Origin of the sequence: Sneathiella chungangensis (assembly GCF_009882935.1) — a bacterium.
Classification (GTDB): Bacteria; Pseudomonadota; Alphaproteobacteria; order Sneathiellales; family Sneathiellaceae; genus Sneathiella; species Sneathiella chungangensis.
Window position 1 is genome coordinate 79,927 of the sequence record NZ_WTVA01000004.1, and the last position, 23,376, is coordinate 103,302.

General features: G+C 55.5%; 28 protein-coding genes. 8 read left to right on the forward strand and 20 right to left on the reverse strand.

Features of this window, described 5'->3' with window-relative positions:
* The 7 genes from pth to lgt form a co-directional block, all read right to left on the reverse strand.
* Nucleotides 1-609 carry an aminoacyl-tRNA hydrolase gene (pth, locus tag GQF03_RS09655; RefSeq protein WP_206376176.1) on the reverse strand — a complete coding sequence of 203 codons (609 nt, stop codon included), beginning with the start codon at nucleotides 607-609 and terminating at the stop codon, nucleotides 1-3.
* Nucleotides 610-619: 10 nt separating this feature from the next.
* Complete coding sequence (locus GQF03_RS09660) at nucleotides 620-1,285, reverse strand: 50S ribosomal protein L25/general stress protein Ctc (protein ID WP_161339059.1); 666 nt, start codon at nucleotides 1,283-1,285, stop codon at nucleotides 620-622.
* A 95-nt stretch (nucleotides 1,286-1,380) separates the two neighbouring features.
* Nucleotides 1,381-2,316, reverse strand: coding sequence for a ribose-phosphate pyrophosphokinase (locus GQF03_RS09665; protein ID WP_161339060.1), 936 nt, complete (start codon nucleotides 2,314-2,316; stop codon nucleotides 1,381-1,383).
* 161 nt (nucleotides 2,317-2,477) lie between these two features.
* Complete coding sequence (locus GQF03_RS09670; RefSeq protein WP_161339061.1) at nucleotides 2,478-3,293, reverse strand: hypothetical protein; 816 nt, start codon at nucleotides 3,291-3,293, stop codon at nucleotides 2,478-2,480.
* A gap of 130 nt (nucleotides 3,294-3,423) precedes the next feature.
* Complete coding sequence (gene pgeF, locus GQF03_RS09675; RefSeq protein WP_161339062.1) at nucleotides 3,424-4,188, reverse strand: peptidoglycan editing factor PgeF; 765 nt, start codon at nucleotides 4,186-4,188, stop codon at nucleotides 3,424-3,426.
* A 1-nt stretch (nucleotide 4,189) separates the two neighbouring features.
* A complete protein-coding gene (locus GQF03_RS09680) occupies nucleotides 4,190-5,179 on the reverse strand; it encodes a class I SAM-dependent methyltransferase (protein ID WP_206376174.1) in 990 nt (329 codons plus the stop codon).
* Nucleotides 5,180-5,250: 71 nt separating this feature from the next.
* Entirely contained in the window at nucleotides 5,251-6,060 is an 810-nt protein-coding gene (gene lgt, locus GQF03_RS09685; protein ID WP_161339064.1) for a prolipoprotein diacylglyceryl transferase, read from the reverse strand.
* A gap of 114 nt (nucleotides 6,061-6,174) precedes the next feature.
* Between lgt and GQF03_RS09690 the strand changes: the two genes are divergently transcribed.
* From GQF03_RS09690 to GQF03_RS09715, 6 genes are all read left to right on the forward strand, one after another.
* Entirely contained in the window at nucleotides 6,175-6,489 is a 315-nt protein-coding gene (locus GQF03_RS09690) for an accessory factor UbiK family protein (RefSeq protein WP_161339065.1), read from the forward strand.
* Nucleotides 6,490-6,727: 238 nt separating this feature from the next.
* Nucleotides 6,728-7,234, forward strand: coding sequence for a type III secretion system chaperone family protein (locus tag GQF03_RS09695; RefSeq protein ID WP_161339066.1), 507 nt, complete (start codon nucleotides 6,728-6,730; stop codon nucleotides 7,232-7,234).
* Between the two features lie 3 nt (nucleotides 7,235-7,237).
* A complete protein-coding gene (proC, locus tag GQF03_RS09700) occupies nucleotides 7,238-8,050 on the forward strand; it encodes a pyrroline-5-carboxylate reductase (protein ID WP_161339067.1) in 813 nt (270 codons plus the stop codon).
* Between the two features lie 81 nt (nucleotides 8,051-8,131).
* Complete coding sequence (locus GQF03_RS09705) at nucleotides 8,132-8,602, forward strand: hypothetical protein (RefSeq protein ID WP_161339068.1); 471 nt, start codon at nucleotides 8,132-8,134, stop codon at nucleotides 8,600-8,602.
* Nucleotides 8,603-8,664: 62 nt separating this feature from the next.
* On the forward strand, nucleotides 8,665-9,006 hold the full coding sequence (locus GQF03_RS09710) for a tRNA-binding protein (protein ID WP_161339069.1): 342 nt from the start codon (nucleotides 8,665-8,667) through the stop codon (nucleotides 9,004-9,006).
* Between the two features lie 24 nt (nucleotides 9,007-9,030).
* Nucleotides 9,031-9,396 (forward strand): hypothetical protein, encoded by a 366-nt coding sequence (locus GQF03_RS09715; protein WP_161339070.1) that lies wholly within the window; start codon nucleotides 9,031-9,033, stop codon nucleotides 9,394-9,396.
* Nucleotides 9,397-9,411: 15 nt separating this feature from the next.
* Here the strand turns inward: GQF03_RS09715 and GQF03_RS09720 are convergent, their stop codons facing one another.
* Genes GQF03_RS09720 through GQF03_RS09730 form a run of 3 tightly spaced genes read right to left on the reverse strand, consistent with a single transcriptional unit; the run spans nucleotide 9,412 to nucleotide 11,971 of the window.
* Nucleotides 9,412-10,779, reverse strand: a complete 1,368-nt coding sequence (locus tag GQF03_RS09720; RefSeq protein WP_161339071.1) for an ATP-binding protein — start codon at nucleotides 10,777-10,779, stop codon at nucleotides 9,412-9,414.
* Entirely contained in the window at nucleotides 10,767-11,450 is a 684-nt protein-coding gene (locus GQF03_RS09725; protein WP_206376168.1) for a response regulator, read from the reverse strand. The genes GQF03_RS09720 and GQF03_RS09725 overlap by 13 nt, the downstream gene beginning before the upstream one ends.
* Nucleotides 11,451-11,476: 26 nt before the next feature.
* Nucleotides 11,477-11,971 carry a MarR family winged helix-turn-helix transcriptional regulator gene (locus tag GQF03_RS09730; RefSeq protein ID WP_161339072.1) on the reverse strand — a complete coding sequence of 165 codons (495 nt, stop codon included), beginning with the start codon at nucleotides 11,969-11,971 and terminating at the stop codon, nucleotides 11,477-11,479.
* Nucleotides 11,972-12,075: 104 nt separating this feature from the next.
* Here GQF03_RS09730 and GQF03_RS09735 point away from each other — a divergent pair, with 104 nt between their 5' ends.
* Nucleotides 12,076-12,960: a branched-chain amino acid aminotransferase gene (locus GQF03_RS09735; protein ID WP_161339073.1), complete on the forward strand. Its 885-nt coding sequence runs from the start codon at nucleotides 12,076-12,078 to the stop codon at nucleotides 12,958-12,960.
* 177 nt (nucleotides 12,961-13,137) lie between these two features.
* Nucleotides 13,138-14,553, forward strand: a complete 1,416-nt coding sequence (locus GQF03_RS09740; RefSeq protein WP_161339074.1) for an SEL1-like repeat protein — start codon at nucleotides 13,138-13,140, stop codon at nucleotides 14,551-14,553.
* Nucleotides 14,554-14,555: 2 nt separating this feature from the next.
* Here GQF03_RS09740 and GQF03_RS09745 read toward each other — a convergent pair whose 3' ends face one another.
* The 10 genes from GQF03_RS09745 to GQF03_RS09790 form a co-directional block, all read right to left on the reverse strand.
* The gene (locus GQF03_RS09745) at nucleotides 14,556-15,026 is read right to left on the reverse strand and encodes a molybdenum cofactor biosynthesis protein MoaE (RefSeq protein ID WP_161339075.1); all 471 of its coding nucleotides are present in this window, start codon (nucleotides 15,024-15,026) and stop codon (nucleotides 14,556-14,558) included.
* A 2-nt stretch (nucleotides 15,027-15,028) separates the two neighbouring features.
* Nucleotides 15,029-15,280, reverse strand: a complete 252-nt coding sequence (gene moaD / locus GQF03_RS09750; RefSeq protein WP_161339076.1) for a molybdopterin converting factor subunit 1 — start codon at nucleotides 15,278-15,280, stop codon at nucleotides 15,029-15,031.
* Nucleotides 15,277-16,530 carry a molybdopterin molybdotransferase MoeA gene (locus GQF03_RS09755; protein WP_161339077.1) on the reverse strand — a complete coding sequence of 418 codons (1,254 nt, stop codon included), beginning with the start codon at nucleotides 16,528-16,530 and terminating at the stop codon, nucleotides 15,277-15,279. The genes moaD and GQF03_RS09755 overlap by 4 nt, the downstream gene beginning before the upstream one ends.
* The gene (gene mobB, locus GQF03_RS09760; RefSeq protein ID WP_240958687.1) at nucleotides 16,514-17,074 is read right to left on the reverse strand and encodes a molybdopterin-guanine dinucleotide biosynthesis protein B; all 561 of its coding nucleotides are present in this window, start codon (nucleotides 17,072-17,074) and stop codon (nucleotides 16,514-16,516) included. Before mobB ends, GQF03_RS09755 begins: the two co-directional genes overlap by 17 nt.
* A complete protein-coding gene (gene pgsA, locus GQF03_RS09765) occupies nucleotides 17,061-17,624 on the reverse strand; it encodes a CDP-diacylglycerol--glycerol-3-phosphate 3-phosphatidyltransferase (RefSeq protein ID WP_161339078.1) in 564 nt (187 codons plus the stop codon). Before pgsA ends, mobB begins: the two co-directional genes overlap by 14 nt.
* Nucleotides 17,625-17,698: 74 nt before the next feature.
* Nucleotides 17,699-19,609: an excinuclease ABC subunit UvrC gene (gene uvrC, locus GQF03_RS09770; protein ID WP_161339079.1), complete on the reverse strand. Its 1,911-nt coding sequence runs from the start codon at nucleotides 19,607-19,609 to the stop codon at nucleotides 17,699-17,701.
* A gap of 427 nt (nucleotides 19,610-20,036) precedes the next feature.
* Nucleotides 20,037-20,447 carry a dihydroneopterin aldolase gene (locus GQF03_RS09775; RefSeq protein WP_161339080.1) on the reverse strand — a complete coding sequence of 137 codons (411 nt, stop codon included), beginning with the start codon at nucleotides 20,445-20,447 and terminating at the stop codon, nucleotides 20,037-20,039.
* On the reverse strand, nucleotides 20,440-21,198 hold the full coding sequence (locus GQF03_RS09780) for an SDR family oxidoreductase (RefSeq protein ID WP_161339081.1): 759 nt from the start codon (nucleotides 21,196-21,198) through the stop codon (nucleotides 20,440-20,442). The genes GQF03_RS09775 and GQF03_RS09780 overlap by 8 nt, the downstream gene beginning before the upstream one ends.
* Before the next feature lie 22 nt (nucleotides 21,199-21,220).
* Nucleotides 21,221-22,195: a calcium/sodium antiporter gene (locus GQF03_RS09785; RefSeq protein ID WP_161339082.1), complete on the reverse strand. Its 975-nt coding sequence runs from the start codon at nucleotides 22,193-22,195 to the stop codon at nucleotides 21,221-21,223.
* Nucleotides 22,196-22,396: 201 nt separating this feature from the next.
* A complete protein-coding gene (locus GQF03_RS09790) occupies nucleotides 22,397-23,323 on the reverse strand; it encodes a TraB/GumN family protein (protein WP_161339083.1) in 927 nt (308 codons plus the stop codon).
* Between the last annotated feature and the right edge of the window lie 53 nt (nucleotides 23,324-23,376).

Consider the following 23,376-nt stretch of genomic DNA (forward strand, 5'->3'; position numbering starts at 1 on the left):
TCAGTTTCCTCGTGTCGTATCAGTACTTTTGTTTTTTGGCGGAGAGACATCCAACGCCAGCTTGTTCATGAAGCCGGCGGCATCTCCGGCAACCAGCAGATCGATGTTGCGGGCGACGCTGTCGATTATTTTTTCGGCGACCGACTCTTCGGCCTTGGCAAAATCCTTGAGAACGTAGCCGGAAACGAGATGCTTTTCTCCCGGATGCCCAATACCGAGACGGACGCGGCGGAAATTCTCACCAAGATGCTCTATAATCGACCGGACGCCGTTGTTTCCCCCATGGCCGCCACCAGTTTTCACGCGAACCTTGCCCAGCGGCAGATCCAGCTCGTCATGGAGCACGATGATGTTCTCAAGCGGAATCTTGTAGAAGCGCGCCGCGTCACTGACCGACTGACCGGACAAATTCATAAAGGTGGTTGGCTTAAGGGCGAGAATTTTTTCACCGCCGATATTCCCCTCGGCGGCCAGACCCTGAAAGCGAACGCGCTCCGGCATAAAGGAATGGCGGCGGATAATCTCATCCACCGCCATATGTCCGAAATTATGCCGGTTCCCCGCATATCCCTTTCCGGGATTACCGAGACCCACCAGCAAAATCATCATTCAATCCCGATTATTCTTCGGTATCGCCGGCGTCTTCGCCTTCATCCTCGGCGCTTGCTTCCGTTTCGGCAGCGTCTTCACCTTCACCTTCCTCTTCCGGCTCCGGTTCTACGGTCGGCGCTGCGATCGTCGCAATCGTGAAGTCACGATCCGTAATTGTCGGCGCCGCGCCTTCCGGTAGAGCAACTTCGGAAATATGGACGCTGTCGCCGATATCATATTTGAGGAGATCGATATTGATTGCTTCCGGGATATTGCCTGCCGGCACCATCATTTCGATTTCATGGCGGACAATGTTAAGAACGCCGCCGCGTTTCAGACCCACGCATTCCTCTTCATTGAGGAAGTGAACCGGTACCATAACGGCGATCTGGGATTTCGCGGACACCCGCAGAAAGTCCACGTGAACGGGAATCTCATTCACCGGATGCAACTGCATGTCCCGGGGAAGTACGTTATGCTTCGTCGAGCCCACCTGAACCGTATAGACGGTCGCGAGGAAAGAGTCGCGATGGATTGCCTTCACCAGTTCCTTGGTTTCCAGGGAAATGGAAATCGGTTCTTTTTTATCACCATAAATGACGGCGGGTGTCCGTCCGTCACGACGCAATGCACGGGAGGTCCCCTTTCCGACCCGGTCACGCGTTTCTGCAATTAGCACTGCATTTTCGCTCATTGTTTATCTCCTAAGTAACGAGCAACACCGGGACGAACCCAGTGCCAAATTGGCGCGTGCCTCCAGGGGTGCCCGCGCCGCCTATGCCTGTCCGGTTAGTCGAACAGGCTGGAAACCGAAGTTTCCTTTGAAATTCTGTACATCGCCTCGCCGATCAGCGGGGCAACCGAAACCTGGCGCATCTTGCTGGAGGCGCGAAAAGCATCCGTCGCCATGATGCTGTCGGTCGTGACCATTTCATCAAGGGCGGAGTCATTGATACGCGCAATGGCACCACCCGAGAGAACGCCATGGGTGACGTATCCAGCAACGCTCTTGGCTCCTTTTTCCATCAAGGCCTTTGCCGCGTTGCAGAGCGTTCCCGCGCTGTCAACAATGTCGTCGACCAGGATGCAGCGTTGGCCCTTAACGTCACCGATGATATTCATCACTTCCGATACACCGGCTTTTTCACGGCGCTTATCCACGATTGCAAGGTCGGCGTCAAGCCTTTTGGCGTAGGCCCGGGCGCGGACAACACCGCCCACGTCCGGTGAGACAATCGTGATATCACTGCCCTTGCCGTAATGTTTCTCGATATCCGGGACAATTACCGGCGCGGAGTAGAGGTTGTCGGTTGGAATGTCAAAGAACCCCTGGATCTGCCCCGCGTGAAGATCCATGGTCAGAACGCGGTCAGCGCCGGCCGTCGTGATCAGGTTGGCGACCAGCTTCGCGGAAATCGGCGTCCGGGGTCCGGGTTTGCGGTCCTGCCGGGCGTAGCCGAAATAGGGGAGGACTGCCGTGATTCGTGCGGCCGACGCGCGCTTCAGGGCATCGATACAGACAAGAAGCTCCATCAGATGGTCGTTTGCCGGGAAAGATGTCGGCTGGACAACGAACAAATCCTCGCCGCGGACATTTTCATGGATTTCCACAAAAACTTCCATATCCGAGAAACGCCGGACATCGGCATCGGTCAGGGGGAGTTTTAGATAGCTTGTGATGGCTTCTGCCAACGGTCGGTTGCCATTTCCCGCAAGCACTTTCATAGGAACGTCCTTTAGTCAGTTGAGGGCTTTTCCAGTTAAAAAAACACACTGCCCCTCGCGCGAAAATGAACGAGTCGGCGTCGGCGCGCGGAACTTACCAAGGCCTTTTCCTCCTGTAAACGCTTTAAACGCCGTTTTTTTGCAGTATCGTGCAAATAACGTCAGGATTTCGATTTAAAGTAATCAGGTTCGCTTTTTTTCAGCAGGTTATACACGCCGTCCGCGCCGCCACGGGCCGCCAGACGGGCCGTATCGCCCCAGGCGCCGTTAAGTGACCCCGCCCTGATTCTGTTGCGCTGTCTGATCTGGCCGACCTGTTCGCCGTTTCGTCGCTCCAGGCTCCAAACCAGTTCGATCACTTGCGTCTCGAATTTCGGCGGCGTGATCTCCGCCCGGCCGCGAACAATGAAGTTGGCGCCGGTTTCCGTCGGCAGAACCTCAAGACCGAGACGCACCAGTTCGTCCTGGATGGCGGCGGCAAGGCTTTCCGACCCGTCACCCGGCGCACCTTCGACGATGGGAACGAAAATAACCGGCTTGTCGAGATTTGCGAAATTGATGCCGTCACCGCCAAGCAGCTTGTCGATATGGCTCGCAGAATTCACCGCCAGTCTTTCATATATCTCCGGCGGAATATTGGCCGCGTCTTCAGATACGGGCAGTTTTTCGCGGGTATAAAGGCCTGTATCGCGGTTTTGCGGATCAAAAATCGTCCAGTTGAGATAACGTGCGCCCGCCTCATCGACGATGTTTCCTCGGACAAAATAACGGTTGGGCAACGGTTGGCCCGGAAAGGCGGCAATGCCCAAGGTTTGCAGTTTGGCGGCGATGGCCTGTTCAAGTTCCGGCGGACCGTTCTTTACCGGCTCGACATAAAGTGCCGCGCGCGGACCCGGCGCTGCCCGCCACGAAGATTTTACTTCCGGTTGGAACGGCCGCTCCAATGGTTGGCAGGCGGTCACCGCGGCGATCGCCAATATCAGGCAGGCTCTTATGACGGCTTTACATGGCACAGGTAGCAAGGACCCCCAAAAGACACATCAAAATAAAGATCACCATATAAGGCATTTTTTTCCTCTTGTAAAAGCCGCGCTTATGCCAATTGACCTATGATTTGAGGGCGATGGCAGAGAGTTGGCGCCCGTAATCTGCTTCCCCGCGTTTTGTCATGCGTCGGTAACTGTAGAAAAGATCCTCTTCCGCGCAGGTGTCGTTGTCGATCAGATCAATGGCGCCTATACCCAGTTTTTCCAGTTCCGCCCGGACGTATCCTGTCAGGTCGAACATATGTCGTCCCGGATTTTCTGACGGGATAAAGAAACGCGCCGCCGATGGATCGGTCGCGAGAAAGGGTTCGGGAAACTCCGGTCCGACCTCATAAGACTTTTGCGCGATGGCCGGACCGATCGCGGCTGAAATCGCGGATCTGTCCGCACCGAGGTCGACCATTTGCTCGACAACCCGCTTACTGATATTGCCGACGGCCCCTTTCCACCCGGAATGCGCGGCGCCAATCACGCCGTTAGCGGCGTCAGCAAATAGGACAGGCACGCAATCCGCCGTCAGGATGCCGAGGGCGAGGCCGGGAATTTTGGTGACCATTGCATCCGCCTTGGGACGCGGCGTAAGCGCCTCCGTCCGGTCGAGGACGAGTACTTCGGTGCTGTGTATCTGATAAACAGTCCGGAGCGCCTCCGCCGGTTGCCCGATCATAGCCATGGCCCGGGCGCGATTCTCCTCGACCCGCGCCGGATCGTCTTTCGATCCCGGTCCGCAGTTGAGGCCCCGATAGACGCCTTCGGATACGCCACCCTCGCGCGTGAAAAATCCATGCACAACGGAATCGCTTTCCAATACCCGGCTCTTCAACATGTCAGTTCCCGAACCCTTCTCCGGCCGCCGCCATATTATGGGACAGCGCCATGGCTTTGAAAAGAGTGCCCATTTCTTTGGCGCTGATCAATCGCCGAAACTGTGCGTCCAACTTTTTTTTCTGCGCCTCGGTTGCTTCTTTTCTCAGCATGTAGTGACGTGCCTCAATCCCCAGGCGCTCAAGAAACCGGCCCTGTGGGGTCGGTCCCTGCACCGTTACGCCCTGTGATAGAGCGATTTTCTTGAAGATCGCAAATTTGACATGTGCGGTCAAATCGGCTTCGCCCGGCGCGACGAGGGGATCAACAGGCCTGTGCCCCCTTACAGCCTGAAAGCTGTCGCCGATCAGGGCATCCTCTGCACCGTAATCGATTATGAGCGCCGCGCCTCCTTCTTGCCTGAGGAGGTTGCTAAGGCGGCCGATCAACGCCTCTCCGTCGGGGCATCTTTCATAAATGTCTCCCTCCTTCGCCTCCGGGGCGTCTTTCAGATCGGACGGGCGGGCGGATTTCGTATATTCGAACCCGCCGTTCTGCCAGGTGACCAAACGCTCGAACCAGCGACCGCCGGTAAAGACGAACTGGCGTATGGGTAGCGCATCGAAGAATTCATTGGCGAGCAGGATGACGGGCGCGCCCGAGAGGGTCGGCAATTCTTCGTGCCAAGTGACATTATGATCGGCGAGGGCATCCGCCTGTTTCTTTCGAAGGCGCGCACTGGTTTCGACAAGATGGATGGTCGCCGACGAAAGGAATTCAGGCGCGATTCGGGCGCTTCGCAATATATCCGTCATCAGCGTGCCGTTGCCGGGTCCGAGTTCGACCAAGTGGAATTTCGTTGGGCCGCCGAGTTTGGCCCAGACATCCACGGCCCAAAGACCGATGAGTTCGCCGAACATCTGGCTTACCTCGGGGGCTGTGATGAAATCTCCTGTCTCGCCGAAAGGTTCCCGTTGCGCGTAATAACCCAGTTCCGGATGCCCAAGTGCCATTTTCATAAAGTCATGGACAGGGATAGGGCCGTCCTTTTCGATTTGCGACCTTAGTAACTCACCGAGCGGTGTCATGCGGTTTTTGGCGCGGAGCGGAACATGAAATAAAGGCCGATCACGAGCATCGGCAGCGACAGAAGCTGGCCCATGGTCAGCCCGCCGATCAAAAATCCGAGATAGGCGTCCGGTTCGCGGAACAGCTCGACAATGCTCCGGGCAACGGCATATCCGGCGAAGAACATCCCCATGATAAAGCCCTGCTTTTCTGCAAAACGGGTCCGCCGGAAGATGATCAGAAGGATAAAAAGGACAGCGCCTTCGAGGAATGCCTCGTAAAGCTGGCTTGGATGGCGGGGCATGTCTCCGCCTTCTGGGAACACCATTCCCCAGGGGACATCCGTTGTCCGACCATATAGTTCGCCATTAATGAAATTCGCGATGCGCCCGAAAAAGAGGCCAATAGGGACCACAGTCGCGAGCAGGTCGCCGAAGTCAAGAATGGCTATTTTCTGTTGGCGGCAATAGAGTATGGTCGCGAGCACGACACCAAGAAATCCGCCATGGAAAGACATCCCGCCCTGCCAGACCATGAATATCTCTGCCGGCGCGCTGAAATAATAATCGGGTTTGTAGAAGAGCACATAACCGAGACGGCCGCCAAGAATGACGCCAAGCGTGGCCCAGACCAGAAAATCATCGACCTGTTTCGCTGAAATTCGCGACCCTTCGGCGCGCGCAAAACGCATCATCATCTGCCACCCGATGATAAGACCGGCGACATAGGCGAGCGCATACCAGCGAATGGCAAACGGTCCGATCTGAAAAATGACAGGGTCAATTTCAGGGAAGGCGACGGCCGAAAAGAGGGTCGAAAATATCATGCGGGCTACTATATAAAGCTCTATAAGATAATCGCAAGCCTGTCGAAGCGTTGCGGTTGCTTTCCTCTGGCGCCACTGCCATTATGACGCAAATCTTTTTTGGGGTATAGGACCATGCAGACTAACTCGCGTCTTTTCGATGACCTCGCTCGTCTTGCCACCGGCGCGCTCGGGACGGCACAGGGCGTAAAGGCGGAATGGGAGAATCTTTTTCATCAACGGCTTGAGCGGTTTATCTCGGAAATGGATCTCGTTCCCCGTGAAGAATTTGATGCGGTCAAAGCCATGGTGGTTCTCGCGCGTGAGGAAAATGATGCGCTGAAAGAACGCCTCGCCGCGCTGGAGAAAAAAATAGACGGGCCTGCGAAGGCAGCGCGCGCGCGGAAGAACTCGCCGTCGAAGGGTAAGGCAACCGCATCCGAGAAGTGACCTCCCTCCGGTTTCGTACGTTGGGAGGGGCGTTTGGCGCGAACTTATCCACAAGAAAATACGCCGCCGGGATGTTTTCTTTGTTGCGCCGCACCGCAAGGCGGACTACGCTAGATTTATGGTGTTGATAATTTGAGTGCACCATATATGGCCTGTAGTAGATTTCCTTACCGGCTAGGCTTTGTGGGTAAGTAGCGGGGCGCAAACCGGTGGGGACGGTTCTGAAAGGAATGGCTCCATGACGTCCTTGTACCTCTCTCACGAAGAACTCGAAGACTCCAACCCCCTCGATCTCATAGAAAGCATCATCGCCGACAACGACTGGTCTTTTGATCGTCAGGGGAACAATGAACTGACTGTCGGGGTAGAGGGAAGCTGGTGTCAGTATCATCTCTGGTTTTCCTGGCGCGCCGACCTTCGGGCGATCCACTTTTCCTGTGCATATGACGTCAAGATCCCGGATCGCCAGTATACGGCAATTTACGAATTGCTGGCGCGGGTCAATGAAAGAATGGCGGTTGGGCATTTCGATACCTGGCGCGAAGAGGGTATGGTGCTGTTTCGGCACGCGCTGCTTTTGAGCGGTGCCTCAATTGTGACAAGCGAGCAAATCCAGACACTCGTTGAGATAGGCATGAGCGAGCTTGAGAAATTCTATCCGGCCATCCAATTCTGCCTATGGGGCGGAAAATCCCCGGAGGATGCCATCGAGGCTGCGATGTTCGAGACGATGGGAGAAGCTTAGAATATGGGTCTTTCTTTGCTTCTTGTCGGGTGCGGCAAGATGGGGCAGGCGATGCTCGGCGGCTGGATCGACGATGGGATAATTCCAGCCGAAATCGTCGTTATCGACCCGAATGCTGAGAACCTCGCTGTCGCGCTCGACTTGAAATGCCGGGGTGTAGAAGCCGCCGCGGACATGCCGACCGATTTCATGCCGGATGTCATTGTCCTCGCCGTCAAGCCGCAGATCATCACCGACGTGCTTCCGATTTTCCGGGCGTTTGCTGAAAAAGGCAGCCTGGTTGTGTCTATCGCGGCAGGCACTCGCCTCGCCACATTCGAGGCTGCTTTTGGAGAAAGTGCCGCGATTGTCCGCGCCATGCCGAATACGCCGGCCGCGGTTCATCAGGGAATGATCGTTTGCTGCCCCAACGGCCATGTTTCCTCCGCTCAAAAGTCAGATTGCGATCGGTTGATGCGGGCCATCGGGGAAGTTGCCTGGATTGAAGACGAAGAACTGATGGATGCGGTGACGGGCCTTTCGGGGTCCGGGCCCGCCTATGTCTTTTACATGATTGAGACGATGACAGCGGCGGGCGTAAAGGCGGGATTGCCCGAAGGACTGGCGGTTCAGCTTGCGCAGCAGACCGTCGCGGGGGCGGGCGCGCTCGCGCGGGCATCCGACGAGGACGCAGCGCAGCTCCGTAAGAATGTGACTAGCCCGAATGGCACGACCGCAGCCGGTCTTGCGGTATTGATGGACGATGCATCCGGGCTTGGCCCGCTGATGGAGAGGACTGTGGCGGCGGCGACCAGACGGTCACGTGAACTCGGCTAATCGGCCCGGCATTCGAGAATACTCTTTAAAATAGAATAATACATATTATATACTCCTTTATATCGAGATGATGGAGGAGTGATGAGCGATAAACCGGAAACGCCGGCCGCGTCCGCTGACAGCGGCAGTTCCGCATCGGCTGGGGGTGGCGCCGGTGCGCCAACGGTGGCAGGATGTCTGATTATTCCGGATCTCAGTGCGATAACCACCATGCAGAACGACAATATGCAGAAAATGACCGCGGCCGTTCAGTCGGCGTCGCAGGGTCTTCAGGATATTGTCTCCCAGCAGCGGGCGACACTGCAGCAAACCATCGGCAATTTGCAGAAATCCCTCAACAGCTCCGTTGGGACCGCGAAAGCGGGGACGGGCGCGGCGCCGGATATTCAGCCGGAAATCGATAATCTGAACCTGACGGTGGATAACCTCAGCAAGGCGGCGGATACGCTGACGGCGTCGACGAGTAAATCCTTCGACGCGATCAACAAATCCATGCAGCAATCGCTTGCCGCGATTGAGCAGGTCGCCCAGAAATTTTCGTCGGGTGGATAACCCTGATGATTTTTAGTCAAGTTTGTCCTAGCATCTGCCCAATCAAAGGAGATGCGACTGACATGACCAAAGAGATTACGATTGAAGATTTTCTGAAAGTGGATATCCGCGTTGGCAGGGTGCTTGAGGTATCGGAATTTCCGGAGGCGCGGAAACCGGCCTATAAACTCAAGATCGATTTCGGCGACGGCATCGGTATACGAAAAAGCTCGGCGCAAATAACAAAGTTATATGAACCGGGGGAATTGGTCGGCCGACAGGTAATGGCCGTCGTGAATTTTCCGCCCCGCCAGATTGGCCCCTTTATGTCCGAGGTTCTGGTGCTGGGTTTCAGCGATGCGGACGGAAATATTTCGCTCGCCGCGCCCGATCATGACGTGCCGATCGGCGGGCGGCTCCATTGAGCCTGATGGCGAGGAGGATTGGTAATGACGGATGATAATGCGACGTCGGTGGCGGACGGGGATGTAGATACAGACGACATGCCGACACCGCCCGACCTGACGGCGCTTTTCCAAAAGCAGACCCAGCAGATCAACGACGCCTGTCAGAAAGCCGGCCAGGCCTTTTCCGTTTTCAAATCAAGAGATCAGGATGTCGCGACGCAGACGCAAAGCCTAAACAGCGAGGTGAATGAGGTTTTTATGATGGCGCAGGCGGCAAAAACGCCGCAGCTTGCCATGGCAACGATCCCACCGGTTCTTGCTCTCGCCAATACCACCTTCGCGGCGGTACCTGTGACGGACCAGAAAACCCAGAGTGAAATCCAGCAGGCCTTTGCGCCGTTCAAGTAGGAACGAATGACGAGCCTAGAGGGGAAGGCGGATCTCTATGCGCAGGCCGCCAGCCGGTGACTCGCCAAGAGATATTTGCCCGCCATGCCCGTGAATGACGTCGCGGGCGATGGTCATGCCAAGTCCGCTGCCGCCGGTTTCCAGATTTCGTGACGGATCGAGACGGTAGAAGGGACGAAAGACGTCCTTCCGTCTGTCCGCAGGTATGCCCGGACCATCATCATCGATCAGGATAATGATTTCCGAGTTGCTTTGCTTGACGGTTATCCAGATTTCATTCGCGTAGCGCGTCGCGTTGTTAATCAGGTTGGTTATGCAGCGTTTGAAACCGTTGGGCCGGACTTCGGCGCGAAAACTTTCCGGCGCTTCCAGCGAGACCGCAACACCCTGGCGGCGGGCATTCATGACGACGTCTTGAAAGAGTTCCGGAATGTCCGTATCCTCGACCGCTTCCGCCTCCTGACCGCGGGCAAAGGCGAGATAGCCTTCGACCATTTTCTCCATGTCTGCGACGTCGCCCTCGAGGCTGGCCTTGCTTTCATCATTTTCCGGCATCATGGCAAGCTGGAGCTTCATGCGGGTAAGGGGGGTGCGAAGGTCATGGCTCACGCCGGCCAGCATTTCCGTCCGCTGGGTGATTTGTCGCAGGATGCGATGCTTCATGACATGAAATGCACGGGACGCGGAGCGAATTTCCTGGGCGCCGCTTGGCTTAAAGTCATCAACAAACTGACCTTTGCCGAATTGTTCAGCAGCGGTTGCAAGCTGGCGGATCGGACGCATCTGGTTGCGCAGGAACAATAACGCGACGCCAAGGAGGACGAGGGAAATCGCCACCATCCACATGACAAAAATATAGGTCGTCGTCGAAAACAGCCGTTTGTCACGGACGATCACCTGCAGCACTCCGTCCGGCAGCTGGATCAAAATAATGACGGACTCGAGTTTCTTGTTGGTGGAAATGTGAAAGGGGCGCGCCGGCAAACTCTCTTTGAGCGCGTTCACAAGATGACTTTCCAGGAAACCATAGCTTTGCTGCTTTTCGCTTCCTTCCGGCAATTTGCCTCCCATGTCGATACTGACGGCAAGACGCATTTGCCCGCGACCGATGCTGAGAATATCCGCCTCCGCGGCGTCTCCCGGGAAGCGATCGCGCAATGAAATAATGGCGGCGATATCGCCGGCGACGCCTTGCGCGAGACGGCGGGCGACATCGTCCCAATGCCGCTCGTAAAAGATATAGGTGACCAGAATTTGCAAAAGAAGGATTGGCAGGACGACAATCAGGATGGACCGGCCAAACAATGTTCTCGGCATCATATTCTTGATGAAGCTGCCCACAACCTTGTTATAAAAATCCCGTACCGCGACTAGTCCGCCCATAAAACATACCCTTCGCCGCGCACAGTTTGCAGATGCCGTGGCGTTTTCGGATCAATCTCTATTTTGCGTCTGAGGCGTGTAATCTGGACGTCGACGGCCCGGCCTTGACTGCCGCTTGAAAGAGACAGTTCCTCGCGGCTGATCGGTACGCCCGGTGTTGCCGCCAGGGACTTGAGAAGGACGGATTCACCTGACGTAAGATTGATAACTTCCCCATCTTTCAATAGTTCGCCCCGTTCAATATTGAAAGTAAAGGCGCCAAACCGCAGTTCTTCCTGTTTTTCCGTTTTCGATCGGCGCAAAATCGCATCGATACGGAGCAGCAATTCCCTGGGTTCAAAGGGCTTGCTGAGATAATCATCGACCCCGGCTTCAAGTCCGATGATGCGATCCTCCGCATCGCCCATTGCGGTCAGCATCAGGATCGGAATTCCCCTGTTCGCCCGGCTTCCATCACGCATTTTTCGCGCCAGATCGATGCCGTCGCCGCCCGGCATCATTCTATCCAATACGATCAGATCGAAGAAGAACCCGGTCATTTTCGTCTCCGCAGTATCGATGCTGGTCGCGGTGGAAATACGGTAGCCGTTATCCATAAGATATTTCTTCAACAGTGACAGCAGCCGCGTGTCGTCATCGACAACCAGAATATGCGGGGCGTTATCCATCATTACCGACTATCCTTTGACACCGCGCATCATGGTTTCAACACGCGTCCAAGGACGGTATCCCGATTGTCTTCATCAATCAGTCCCATGAGAACCTTGCGATATCCCGCAACCGCATCGCCACCGGCCTCGCGAAAGGCGCGGGCAACCAGATCGCGCTGCACACGGCTGACTTTCTGCTCAAGCTGGCGACCTTCCTCAGTCAAGTACAAGCAGCGTTGCCTCCGGTCTTCCTCGCCCTGGCGCTGTTCGATGAACCCGCGCTTGATCAGATTGCCGAGAACCCGGTTCAGGCTTTGCTTGGTGATCCTCAGGATGTCGAGAAGTTCGGATACCGTCATTCCCTCGTTCCGGCCGACAAAGTGAATCACCCGATGGTGCGCCCGCCCGAAATTATAGTCTTTCAGGATCTGGTCCGGGCCGGCAGTGAAGTCCCGATAGGCGAAAAACAGGAGTTCTATGGCCTGCCGAAGTTCTTCTTCGCGCAGAAAAAGCGGATTATTTGCTGATTTTACGTCAGTCATGTTGACATATATTTCTTATAATGTTACAAAATTATCATTCGATTCGACATAATCGAACTTTCAATGGGAATATACGATACTATAATAACTTAAGGTGCTTTGAAATGGATACCTCTTCTTTTGCCGATCGTGACGGCTTCATCTGGTTGAATGGTAAACTCGTACCATGGCGGGATGCAAACATCCATGTGCTTACGCACGGACTGCATTATGCCAGCAGTGTGTTTGAAGGGGAACGGGTCTATGACGGTGAAATTTTCAAGCTGCAGGAGCATACGGATCGGCTGATTGAATCTGCGCGCATTTTGGGCTTCAAGCTTGAACAGACGGCCGAGGAGATCAATGAGGCCAGCCGTCAAACCGTCGCCGCCAACAAGATTGTCGACGGATATGTCCGCCCCGTCGCCTGGCGTGGATCGGAAATGATGGGCGTCTCCGCGCAGAATAACCGTATCAATCTTGCGATTGCCGCATGGGTCTGGCCAAGCTATTTCTCGCCGGAAGCCCGCATGAAGGGAATCCGGTTGAAGCTGTCGTCCTGGAAGCGACCGTCGCCGGAAACCATTCCGACAAAATCGAAAGCGGCCGGGCTTTATATGATCTGCACCTTGAGCAAGCATCAGGCGGAATCCGAAGGGTTCGATGATGCGCTGATGCTCGACTATCGTGGCCGCGTTGCGGAAGCCACGGGCGCCAATATCTTTTTTGTTCGCGACGGCGTGCTTCATACGCCGACGCCGGATTGCTTTCTTGATGGCATCACCCGGCGGACGGTCATCGATCTTGCCAAGGCGCGCGGCATTGAAGTCGTGGAGCGGGCGATCATGCCGGAGGAGCTGGCGGATTTCACGGAATGCTTCCTGACGGGCACGGCGGCGGAGGTCACTCCGGTCAGTAGCATCGATACCTATCAATTCACGCCGGGAACGATCTGCGCGCAATTGATCAAGGACTATGATAATTGTGTTCGCCGTAAAATCGCCGCGTAAATCGAATAAGTAGGTTATACTTAAAACCCGTCTTAACCATGTTAGGACGGGTTTTTTGATTTTTGCGTAATTTCGACTAAAATAATGTATATATTGAGACAAGTTAATTAAGGCGCAGACCTTTTGGGATTAAAGGCAATTATGATCACGCACCGATTTTCACTGGCTCTAGGATTGATGCTTCTCAGCACGCATGTCGCCAACGCAAGTTATGAAACGGGACGCGAGGCGCTCGATCGTGATGATCCGGTTGCGGCCGTTGAGGAATGGCGGCCGGTGGCTCAGCGCGGCGACGCCAAGGCGCAACATGCGCTTGGCCAGATTTTCGAAAAAGGTGCAGACGGTGTGGCGGCTGATTTGGTCGAGGCCTATGCCTGGTTCAAACTGGCGGCTGCCCAGGATTTCGAGACCGCGAACGACGCCGTGGAACGTCTGAGGGCCGAGATGACGCCGGAGCAATTGCAGGAGGCCCAGTCCCGGTCTCTTGCCGCGCTTGGGTTCTGGTTCCGTGATCTCACCGGTCAGGACGAAGCCACGTTCCAGGAAACGAAGGCGGCAACGGTCGTCCAGCAGCCGCAGCAGACAGAAACGGTGGAATCTCTTGCAGAACAACGCGCCGCGGCGCAGCGTGAACTTATCGAACAGCGCAAGGCGGAGGCCGAAGCCAAGGCGAAAGCACTAGAGGAAAGTCGGCAGGCGGCCATCCGAGCCGCGCAGGAGCAGGCCGAAGAGGCAAAACGCCAGGCGGAACTTCGTGAAAAGCAGATCGAAGAGCAACGCCGCGCGATCGCCCCGAAAGATGCGCAGCAAAGCCAGAATGATATGGCGACGGCCCGCGCCCGCCTCGCTGCCCTGATGGCGAAGCAAACCGGCACGGACGCGTCCGCGGATACTGCACTCAAAACGGGAACGCCTGAGACTTCCGCGGCGGAGCAGGCAACCGCTGCCGCCGCAACCCCTCCGCAAAAAATGACGGCGGTTGAAGAGCTAAAACCGGAAACGTCCATAGAAAAGACCGCGGTGACGACACCTGCACCGGGACCGTCTCCACAAAAACTGGCATCGACCCCGGAAAAAACGCCGAATCCCGCCGCGGTTTCAGCGACGAAAATAGATAAGGTTGCCCCAACGGAAAAGGTTGAAGCGGCCGCCAGCCCAATGTCCGCCGCCAAAATGGAGGTTGCGCCGACGCCGAAACAGGAAGAGGCGGTGCAAAAAGTGGCGCTTGCCAAGGAACCGGAGCCGGTGAAATCGACGAGGGTTCAGAACCCGCCGGCTTCTGCCCTGTCGGAGGAAAAATCAGAGGCGCTCGCGTCGCTCAAATCGCTTGATGGTCTGGATCGGGATGCCGTTGAGCAAATTTTCGAACAGGCGAAGATCGCGGACCTTGATACCGCCGCCGCACAGGCCGAAATCGAAAAATCCCTGACCCGGATCGAGGCGCTGAAATGGTCTCTCATCTCCGGGGCAAAAGGAGACAAGGCGGCGCCGAAAATGAACAAGGTGCTGATGTCGAGAATGTCGGATGTGCAGATCGCCGAAGCGAACCGTCTTGCCGGCCAATGGCTGATCGACGAGCAGAAACAGCTCTGAATTTAGGATCTCTCGTTCGTTTTTGAGGACCAGCGGTTCGCAGCCATGAGGTCGCCTTCGCGCTCTTTTACCCAATTCTCCTGACCGTCAGCATTCATTTCCCGCTTCCAGAAGGGCGCTTTGGTTTTGAGCCAGTCCATAAGGAAATGCGCTGCTTCAAACGCATCCTTGCGGTGCGGGGAGGCAGTGATCACCAGCACAATAGGCTCGCCCAACGACATATCGCCGTGGCGGTGAATGATCAGGCTTTCCTGAAGCTCCCAGCGTTCGCGCGCTTCCTTCTCGATTTTCTCGAGCTCCTTCTCCGTCATTCCGGGGTAATGCTCGAGGCTGAGCCCCGTCACTTCCGCGCCATCGTTAAAATCGCGTACCAGGCCGATAAAGCTGACGATCGCGCCGATATCTGTGCGGCCGCGAGTGAGGCCATCGATTTCCTTTCCGACGTCGAAAATGTCGCGCTGGACACGGATCATTGCTATCCCCCTGTCACGGGCGGGAAGAATGCCACTTCGTCATTCTCGGACAAGGTGACGTTGCCGGTGATATATTCCTGATTGACGGCAATGCGCACAACTTCCAGATCGCTGAAAACTTCCGCAAAAGCGGGTCCGCGGCTTTTCATCCAGCGAACAAGGCTGTCCGTATCCCCGAGCTCCTTTGACCAGGGCACAGTCTCTTCGTTCATCTGCAGCTTCGCCTTGAGCCAGGCGAAATAAAGAACTTTCATCGCATCAACTCCGAAAAGGGGAGAAATTTGACCAGATCCCCTTTGTCAATATAGGTGACATCGTCGCCGATTTCGATCAATCCGTTTGCCCAGACGGCGGACGTAAGAATTCCGGAGCCGTCCGTAGCAAATTTTTGCACGGTGCCGATTCCCTCGCCGCCGGTGTAGTGGCCTCGCAGCCATTCCGTACGCCCGGCTTTCTTTTTCATGGCGAAGTCGGCTTTTGCCTGAAAGGTCAGCGGCTTCCTGGCGTTTGCGCCACTTAAAATGCCAATCAACGGCCGGACAAAAATGAGGGAGCAGACCAGCGCGGCAATCGGATTTCCCGGAAGGCCGACGAACGCCGTGTTGCCAATCTGCCCAAGCGCAAGCGGACGGCCCGGCTTGATGGCGATCTGCCAGAAATGAAGCTGCCCGACGTCGGTGAGAGCTGTCCTGACATGGTCTTCATCCCCCATCGAGACGCCGCCGGAGGTTATAACCAGATCGTGATTTCCGGCCGCGTCGTTTAACGCCGCGCGAACAACCGGCAGGCGGTCCTTGAGAATGCCGAGGTCGGTAACGGCGCAGCCAAAGGATTTCAGCAGGGCGCCCAGAATGAAGCGATTGCTGTCGTAGATATGACCGGAGGCGTAAGGCTCATCGGGGTTGAGAAGTTCATCGCCGGTTGAAAATAGCGCCACCCGAAGGGGTTTGTAGACTTTGACGGATGCCGCGCCGATAGAGGCGAGGTAGCCGAGTTCCTGCGGGCGAAGGCGGGTTCCCTTTTTTAGTAAAACCTGCCCTTCGCGTATATCTTCGCCGGCTTTGCGGCGGTTTGCGCCAGCCTTCATGCCGGCGGGGAGAATGATATGGCTCCCGTCGGAGGATATATCCTCAATCATGGCGACAGTATCGAAACCTTCAGGCATCATCGCGCCCGTCAGGATTTTTACGACGCCGTCCCCTTCAAGACTGCCTTTCCAAGGATGTCCGGCCTTGCTATGGCCGAGAATCGCGCGCCGCGCATCGGGGTTTTTTTCGTAATCGGCATGGCGAAAGGCGAAGCCGTCTACAGCCGAATTATCTGCAGGCGGCACATTTCGCGGGGCAATGACATCTTCGGCGAGGATGTGGCCCAGAGCGTCGGGCAGACGGCGGGTTTCCGCGTCAACGATGGCCGCGCCTGCCTCGGTGATTTTCTCAATCGCTTCCCGCGCGCTGATCATCTCCGAGGAATTCGCGAAGCAGTCGTTAGCCAGCCGTTCCATGGACAGTGGCCTCCAGCTTGAAATATTGAATGATAAACTCCGCGATGCTGTTTTCATCATTCAGATCGAGAATGGGCACATGGGCCTTGAACGACAGATCCGGTGTCGCCAGGGCGATAATACTGCTGTCCGACGCGACGCGTGGTTCCGTTCCGCTTTCCGGGCGCCAGACTTCAATTTTCGGAAAATCCTCAGACTTGAACCCCTCGACCAGCAGGATATCGACCGGCGCCATCTTGGCGATCAGCTCCTCAAGGCTCGTCTCCGGGCCATCGCGATTTTCATGCATCAGCGCCCATCGGCTTGAAGAGGAGATGAGAACCTCCATGGCTCCTGCCTCACGATGACGGAACGAATCTTTACCGGGCGTGTCGATATCGAATTTGTGGTGGGCGTGCTTGATGGTCGATACTCGGTAGCCGCGCGCAATCAGGGCCGGGATCAGACGCACGAGAAGGGTGGTTTTTCCGTTTCCGCTCCATCCTGAAATACCAATTATATTCATGATCGAACCGCGCGATTTCCAGAGGTCACGGACCTTCATCCATCATATGCTTGAGACCGAGGCGCAAATAGTCGTAGCCCGTCCAGACCGTCAGCGATCCGGCAAGCCAGAGCAGGACCTGGCCGATGATAATGGCGTCGAACTGTCCGGCGACCGCCGGTCCGCCAAGAAGAAAGCAGAGCGCAAAAATCTGCGCGGCCGTTTTCCATTTGGCGAGTTTGCTGACGGGCATGCCGACGCGCAATTCCGCAAGATATTCCCGAAGGCCCGAAACCATGATTTCCCGGCAGAGAATAATTGTCGCGGGAATAAGGTCCCATTCTCCTATCCGTCCGATGCCGACCAGCACAAGGAGAACCGATGCAACAAGAAGCTTGTCTGCGACCGGATCCATGAAACGCCCGAGATTGGACGTCTGGCGATAGCGGCGCGCAAAATATCCGTCGAGAAAATCAGTTATGCCTGCAGCGATGAAAAGTCCAAGCGGCACCCAGCTTCCCAGATCGCCGGGCAAAAACAGCGACGCCAGTAACAGCGGAATGACAACAATCCGTGAAAGTGTCAGTAAGTTCGGCAACCTAAAGAGCATGAGTTTTTTCGACGTCGGCGGTCTGGTGAAAAATCCAGTATAGGCACGGACCCACACGAATTAAAGAGCAGAAATCAGCTTTCTTCATGGAAAAAATTATAAATAGTTTCAGCGGTTGCCCGCGAAATTCCCTCGACGGCCTGCAAGTCGCCGAGCGCCGCCTGTTCGACGCCCTTGGCCGACCCGAAACGGTTGAGAAGCGCCTTCTTGCGTTTCGCGCCAATACCCGGAATTTCGTCGAGAGGCGACCGGCCGATGGCGCGGGAACGCTTCGCGCGATGCGTGGAAATGGCAAAATGATGCACCTCGTCACGGAGCCGCTGCAGGAAATAGAGGGTCGGGTCTTTTTCGGGCAGGGAGAAGGGCGCCTTTCCGGTCATGAAGAAACGCTCCCTGTCGGCATTGCGGTCCGGTCCCTTGGCGATGCCGACAAGCGCAACATCCGTTATGCCCAGTTCCTCGAAGACTTCCTCGGCGACATTGAGCTGGCCCTGTCCGCCGTCAATCAGGATGAGATCCGGCCATTGCTCCCGCGAACCCGAGACGGCCGGTCCGGCCCTGTCCGGATCTTCCTTCTGGAGGCGGGCGAAGCGGCGCGTCAAAACCTCCCGCATCATTCCGTAATCATCGCCCGGCGCAAGCGCGGTGTTCTTGATATTGAACTTGCGGTACGCCTTTTTCTCAAACCCCTCGGGGCCGGCGACGACCATCGCGCCTACCGAATGGGTGCCCGAAATATGACTGTTGTCATAGACTTCGATCCGCATCGGCGGCTCGCCAAGGCCGAAAGCTTCCGCCACTCCTTCAAGATGCCTGCGCTGCGTCGCGTTTTCAGCCATGCGTCGCGCAAGCGCGCCTTTTGCATTCAGCAGCGCATGCTCGACCATCTCCCGTTTTGCGCCGCGCCTCGGCGTTTCGATCTTCACCACCCGATCGGAGGCGATGGAAAGCGCCTCCCCGATCAGATCGGCATCCTCTAGCTCATGGCTGGTCCAGATGCGTCTTGGCGCGCTGCGCCCGTCATAGAACTGCCCGATAAAGGCGCTCAGGACCTCCGCAGGGCCATCCTCCCGATTATGGCTCGGGTAATGGGCACGGTTGCCGAAATTCTGACCGGAACGGAGGAAGAAAACCTGCACGCAGGTTTGGCCGCCTTCCTGATGCGCGGCGATGACGTCGACCTCTTCTTCCGTCGGTAGGTTGATCGTCTGTTTCGACTGAATATGCGCCATCGCTTTCAGCCGGTCGCGCAGAACGGCCGCCTGCTCGAAATCAAGCGCATCGCTTGCCGCCTGCATCCGGCCGGCAAGCTTTTCCTGCAGCATATGGCTTTTGCCGGAGAGAAAACTGCGGGCCTCATCGACGACGTCGAGATAGTCTTCCCGGCTAATCAAGCCCACGCAGGGACCGGAGCAGCGCTTAATCTGATACTGAAGACAGGGGCGGGTCCGGTTCTGAAACTCGGAGTCGGAGCAGGAGCGGAGGGGGAACAGCCGCTGGAACGTCGCGAGCGTTTCATTCACCGCTCCGGCGGAGGCGAAGGGGCCGTAATATTCTCCTTTGCGTGATCTTGCGCCGCGATGCTTGGTAATTTGCGGCCATTCATGGTCCCCGGTAATCAGAATATAGGGAAAAGATTTGTCGTCGCGCAGAATGATGTTGTAGCGCGGTTTCAGATTCTTGATCAGGTTGGCTTCGAGAAGGAGCGCCTCAACCTCGGTATGAGTCGACACGAATTCCATCGACTGGGTCAGGGACACCATGCGCATGATGCGCGTCGACTGGCCCGTCATTTTGACATAGGCGCCCACCCGCTTTTTCAGATTCTTCGCCTTGCCCACATAGAGAATCTGACCGGTGGCATCGATCATCCGGTAAACGCCAGGGGAGTTAGGGAGGTTTTTTAGAAACCGTTCGATCACCGTCGCGCCGCGGCGGAAGGGTGTTTCGTTTTCTTTGTCGGTCGATTCGGCTCTCTGGTCCATCAGCTTTATTTATCTGTCCGCGAAAAATTCCAGCCTAGGTTATTTGATGGAGTTAAAACGATCATCAGTAAAATAGCCTAACTCCCTTATACGTAAGAGACATTGGAAATGAAATTTTTGACCACTTAACATGTCTGTGACAGTTTTTTTACACTATCCACTGAATCTGTGGAAAACTTTGTGAATAAGCTGCCGACATAACGCTGTATGGCCAAGGAAACCTAGCGTTTGACGAAGATGCCTATTTTTTAAGCAATTTCATAAGCATTTGAATTATATATCATTTTTAAAAGTCAAGCCAGTGTTTCAGGGAAAATCAGGAATTTTTTCTGCTGTTGCACGAATATCAGGGCGTTTGCAACGCAATGTGCACAACTATCGCCGAGATTTCGTCAAATTTTATGAATTTGGCCTCCCCGCGCCGATTTTAGCTCTTTCCGCGAAGAATTTCGACACCGACGCTTGTCGTGTTTTTTATCGCGTTAAGCTTCTCGACTTTTACCTGCACAAGGCTAACCCGTTCATTGTTAAGGCAGATCGCGGCAGCTTTCTCCGCCAGCGTCTCAACAAGATTTACATGCTCGCCCTGCGCCATCTCAATAATGCGATTGGCGATGGTCTCATAGCAAACGACATTTTTGTAATTATCGGCGAGCGGTGCCAGCGTGTCGACGACTGTCATCTCGATATTGAACCGGACCGCCTGCGGTGTTGATTTTTCATGCGCATAAACGCCGATCAGCATGTCAACTAGGAGATCATTGATGAAAACCTTGTGGGTTGACGTCGGCCGGGTCATTTGTTCCGGATAAAGTACATTGGCGGTCGGTTTATTCATGCACACCTTCCTTCGCGTCAGCCCGATATATCGGCAGATGCTGGCCCCCATCAAGGGAAATAAATTCACCCGTCATCGATTTCGCTTCCACTATGAACTGCACGGCGCGGGCGATTTCCTCGGGCGTCGGACCATATCCTAGCGGCACTGACTGCTGCTGCTGTTTGAATTGCGCCGGGGTCTGTCTTGTATTGGCCAGCGTCGGTCCCGGCCCGATGGCATTCACCCGGACTTTGGGGGCAAGAGCCATTGCCGTTGTTTGCGTCAGCGTCCAGAGCCCGGTCTTGCTCAAGGTGTAGGAAAGAAATTCGGGCCGCAGATTAAAAACCCGCTGATCGGCAATATTGATCACATTGCCCTGCTCGTCATCCGGCAGTTGTTTCGCAAAGGCCTGTGTCAGCAGCAATGGCGCCAACAGGTTCGTATTCATGTGGCTATAAAAGCTATCCGACGTCGTATCCGTAATCGTATCCTTCTCGAACATCGCCGCGTTGTTGACGAGACAATGAAGCGGGCCAAGGGTGTCACCGACAGTGGAAACTATATGGGATACGGCGGCCGGATCGGCAAGCTCCGCTTTGATCAGCGCGATTTCGACGCCATGCGCCGACAATTCATCCTTGAGGGCGTCCGCCTCGTGACGAGATTGGCGGTAATGAAGGGCAATGCCCCATCCTTTTTCAGCGAAACCAAGGGCGATTGCACGACCGATGCGGCGGGCGGATCCCGTTATAAGAACGTTTCTCTGCATTTACGCGATTTTCCGGTTTTCGTCAGTGTATTGGTGCGGCATAGACGCCAGACATACCATAAAACTGAGCAGTTACATAGGCGACATAGGCGATGCAGAAGGCGCCGCCGAGAACCCGCCCGATGGGCTTCCGTGCGATAAAGATCGGAATCATCAGGAGCGAAACAAACAACATGATCCAGAGGTCGAAATGGAGAATTTGCTCCGGCGCCGCCATAGGCTCGACGATTGCCGTTGCCCCGATAATACCGGTAATATTAAAAAGGTTCGAGCCCAGCACATTCCCGATGGCGACGTCGCCATGACGGCGGAAGGCCGCGATGATAGAGGTTGCGAGTTCGGGAAGAGAGGTTCCAAGCGCGACGAGCGTGAGGCCGATAATTTCGTCGGAAACACCGGCGGCCTGCGCAATCAACTCGGCCCCCTTAACAAGCAGATGCGAGCCGAGCACGAGGCCGATGAGTCCCATCAAGATGAAAATCAAGCTGATCCAGAGGCTCTTCGGCATATTCTGCTCGTATTCCTCGAGAGCCTCGTCGGCGCTTTCGTCCCCTTCCTTCCTGGCACGGAAATAGGATCTCAGAACCACGGCTGCGAGGAAAGCGACAAGCAACACGCCCTGCCATAGTTCGATGGTGCCGTTCCAGGCCAAGACCATGAACAGAATAGACGCGGCAACCATGATAAGGCTGTCCCGAAGCGCCGAACGGGTGTCGCAGACGAGCGGATAGATTAACGCCGGGATGCCGATGACAAGCAGAATATTCGCGATATTGCTGCCGATGACATTGCCAAAGGCGATCCCCGGCACGCCGTCTATCGCGGCCTGAATACAAACCACCAGCTCCGGCGCGGACGTGCCAAAGGCAATGACCGTAAAGCCAATGACCAGCTTGGAGACGCCCATCTGCTCCGCCAGGGCCACTGAGCCCCGGACGAGAAGTTCACCGCAAACCAGAAGGATAACCAGACCAGCAGCTACTTGTAGGTACATCATCTTGGGTTTACATCCCGGGACATATTTCCCGTCACACTCATCCCGTCACCACTGTTCCTTGAAGACAATTGGTTGTTATATAGACATGCCCCCGTACCAGTAAAAGAGCAAAAGGCATTAATATGCCTTATTTTCCGGAGAGTAAGACGAAATGCGGATATAAGTTGATTGCTGTGCAATCGGGATTGACGGTTATTGTCCCTAGTATTTCCGCTCTATAGTATAGCCGAGTTCTTCAAGGAGGGAGAGGACGCCCGCGTCCCCTGGCAGGTGAAGGGCGCCAATCCCGACAAAGGCATTTCCGTTCACTAGCTCGGGTAACATCCGCTTTACCATACGGCGGTTTCTCAGGTAAATCAGATCATCGGTCATGATTTTGCCAAGTGCCGGGCTCACTGTCTCAAGAGTTTCCTCAAGGTTGCAAGCAATCCAGCCCGTATTTCCGGACAGGTAATAGCTGGTCATCTTCTCGATCTCCTCGTCCAGCTGCCCGTTTTCATTGATGGCCTGATCGAGATATTCAAGCTGGACTGTCTCCGGCATGGAATCGAAGACGTCGAGCTGCTCCTGATTGGTTTCAAGCGCCACGACCCGCTTCCCCGCCTGATGTGCGGATTTCTCAAGCTCCTTGTCAAGCAGCGTAAAACGCTGGCCGTCCTGCCCTTGGGGCGGCGGCTGGCTGATAATGGCCGCAGCCGCCCAGATCTTAACCCTATCCAGCGTCGCCGCATCCATTCTGTATGTTGACGCTATCCGTACCAGTGCGTCAAACCGGTCGGAGCCAATTTTCGCCCGTAGGCTTTGTCCTGGTGCGAGCAGCATCTGTTGCTGGTTTCGGATCAGTTCGTCGTCCTTCAAAGACGTTTCGAATACGGCGGTGGAAGACGCGATGAAGACCTGCATGACAACGCCCGGCAGATAGAGAATACGGGGGTCTTTTGAATGCATGGTGCCGAAAATGTAACTTGGCGGGGTGTTCTCCTTGCTGACCTTCCATAAACGGCCTTTGTCGAACGGCCGGTCGGCGCAGTTCTCCGGCGGCAGCGGCTTTGCGATGGAAGAGGGGGCAATGCCCAACAACAGGAACAGGAAAGCGAGACCCAAAAAAAGTCTTGAAAGAACGCTCATATCAGGCCTCGTTAATTGCGAATGCGGCGAATTGCCCCTAGACTAACATATAA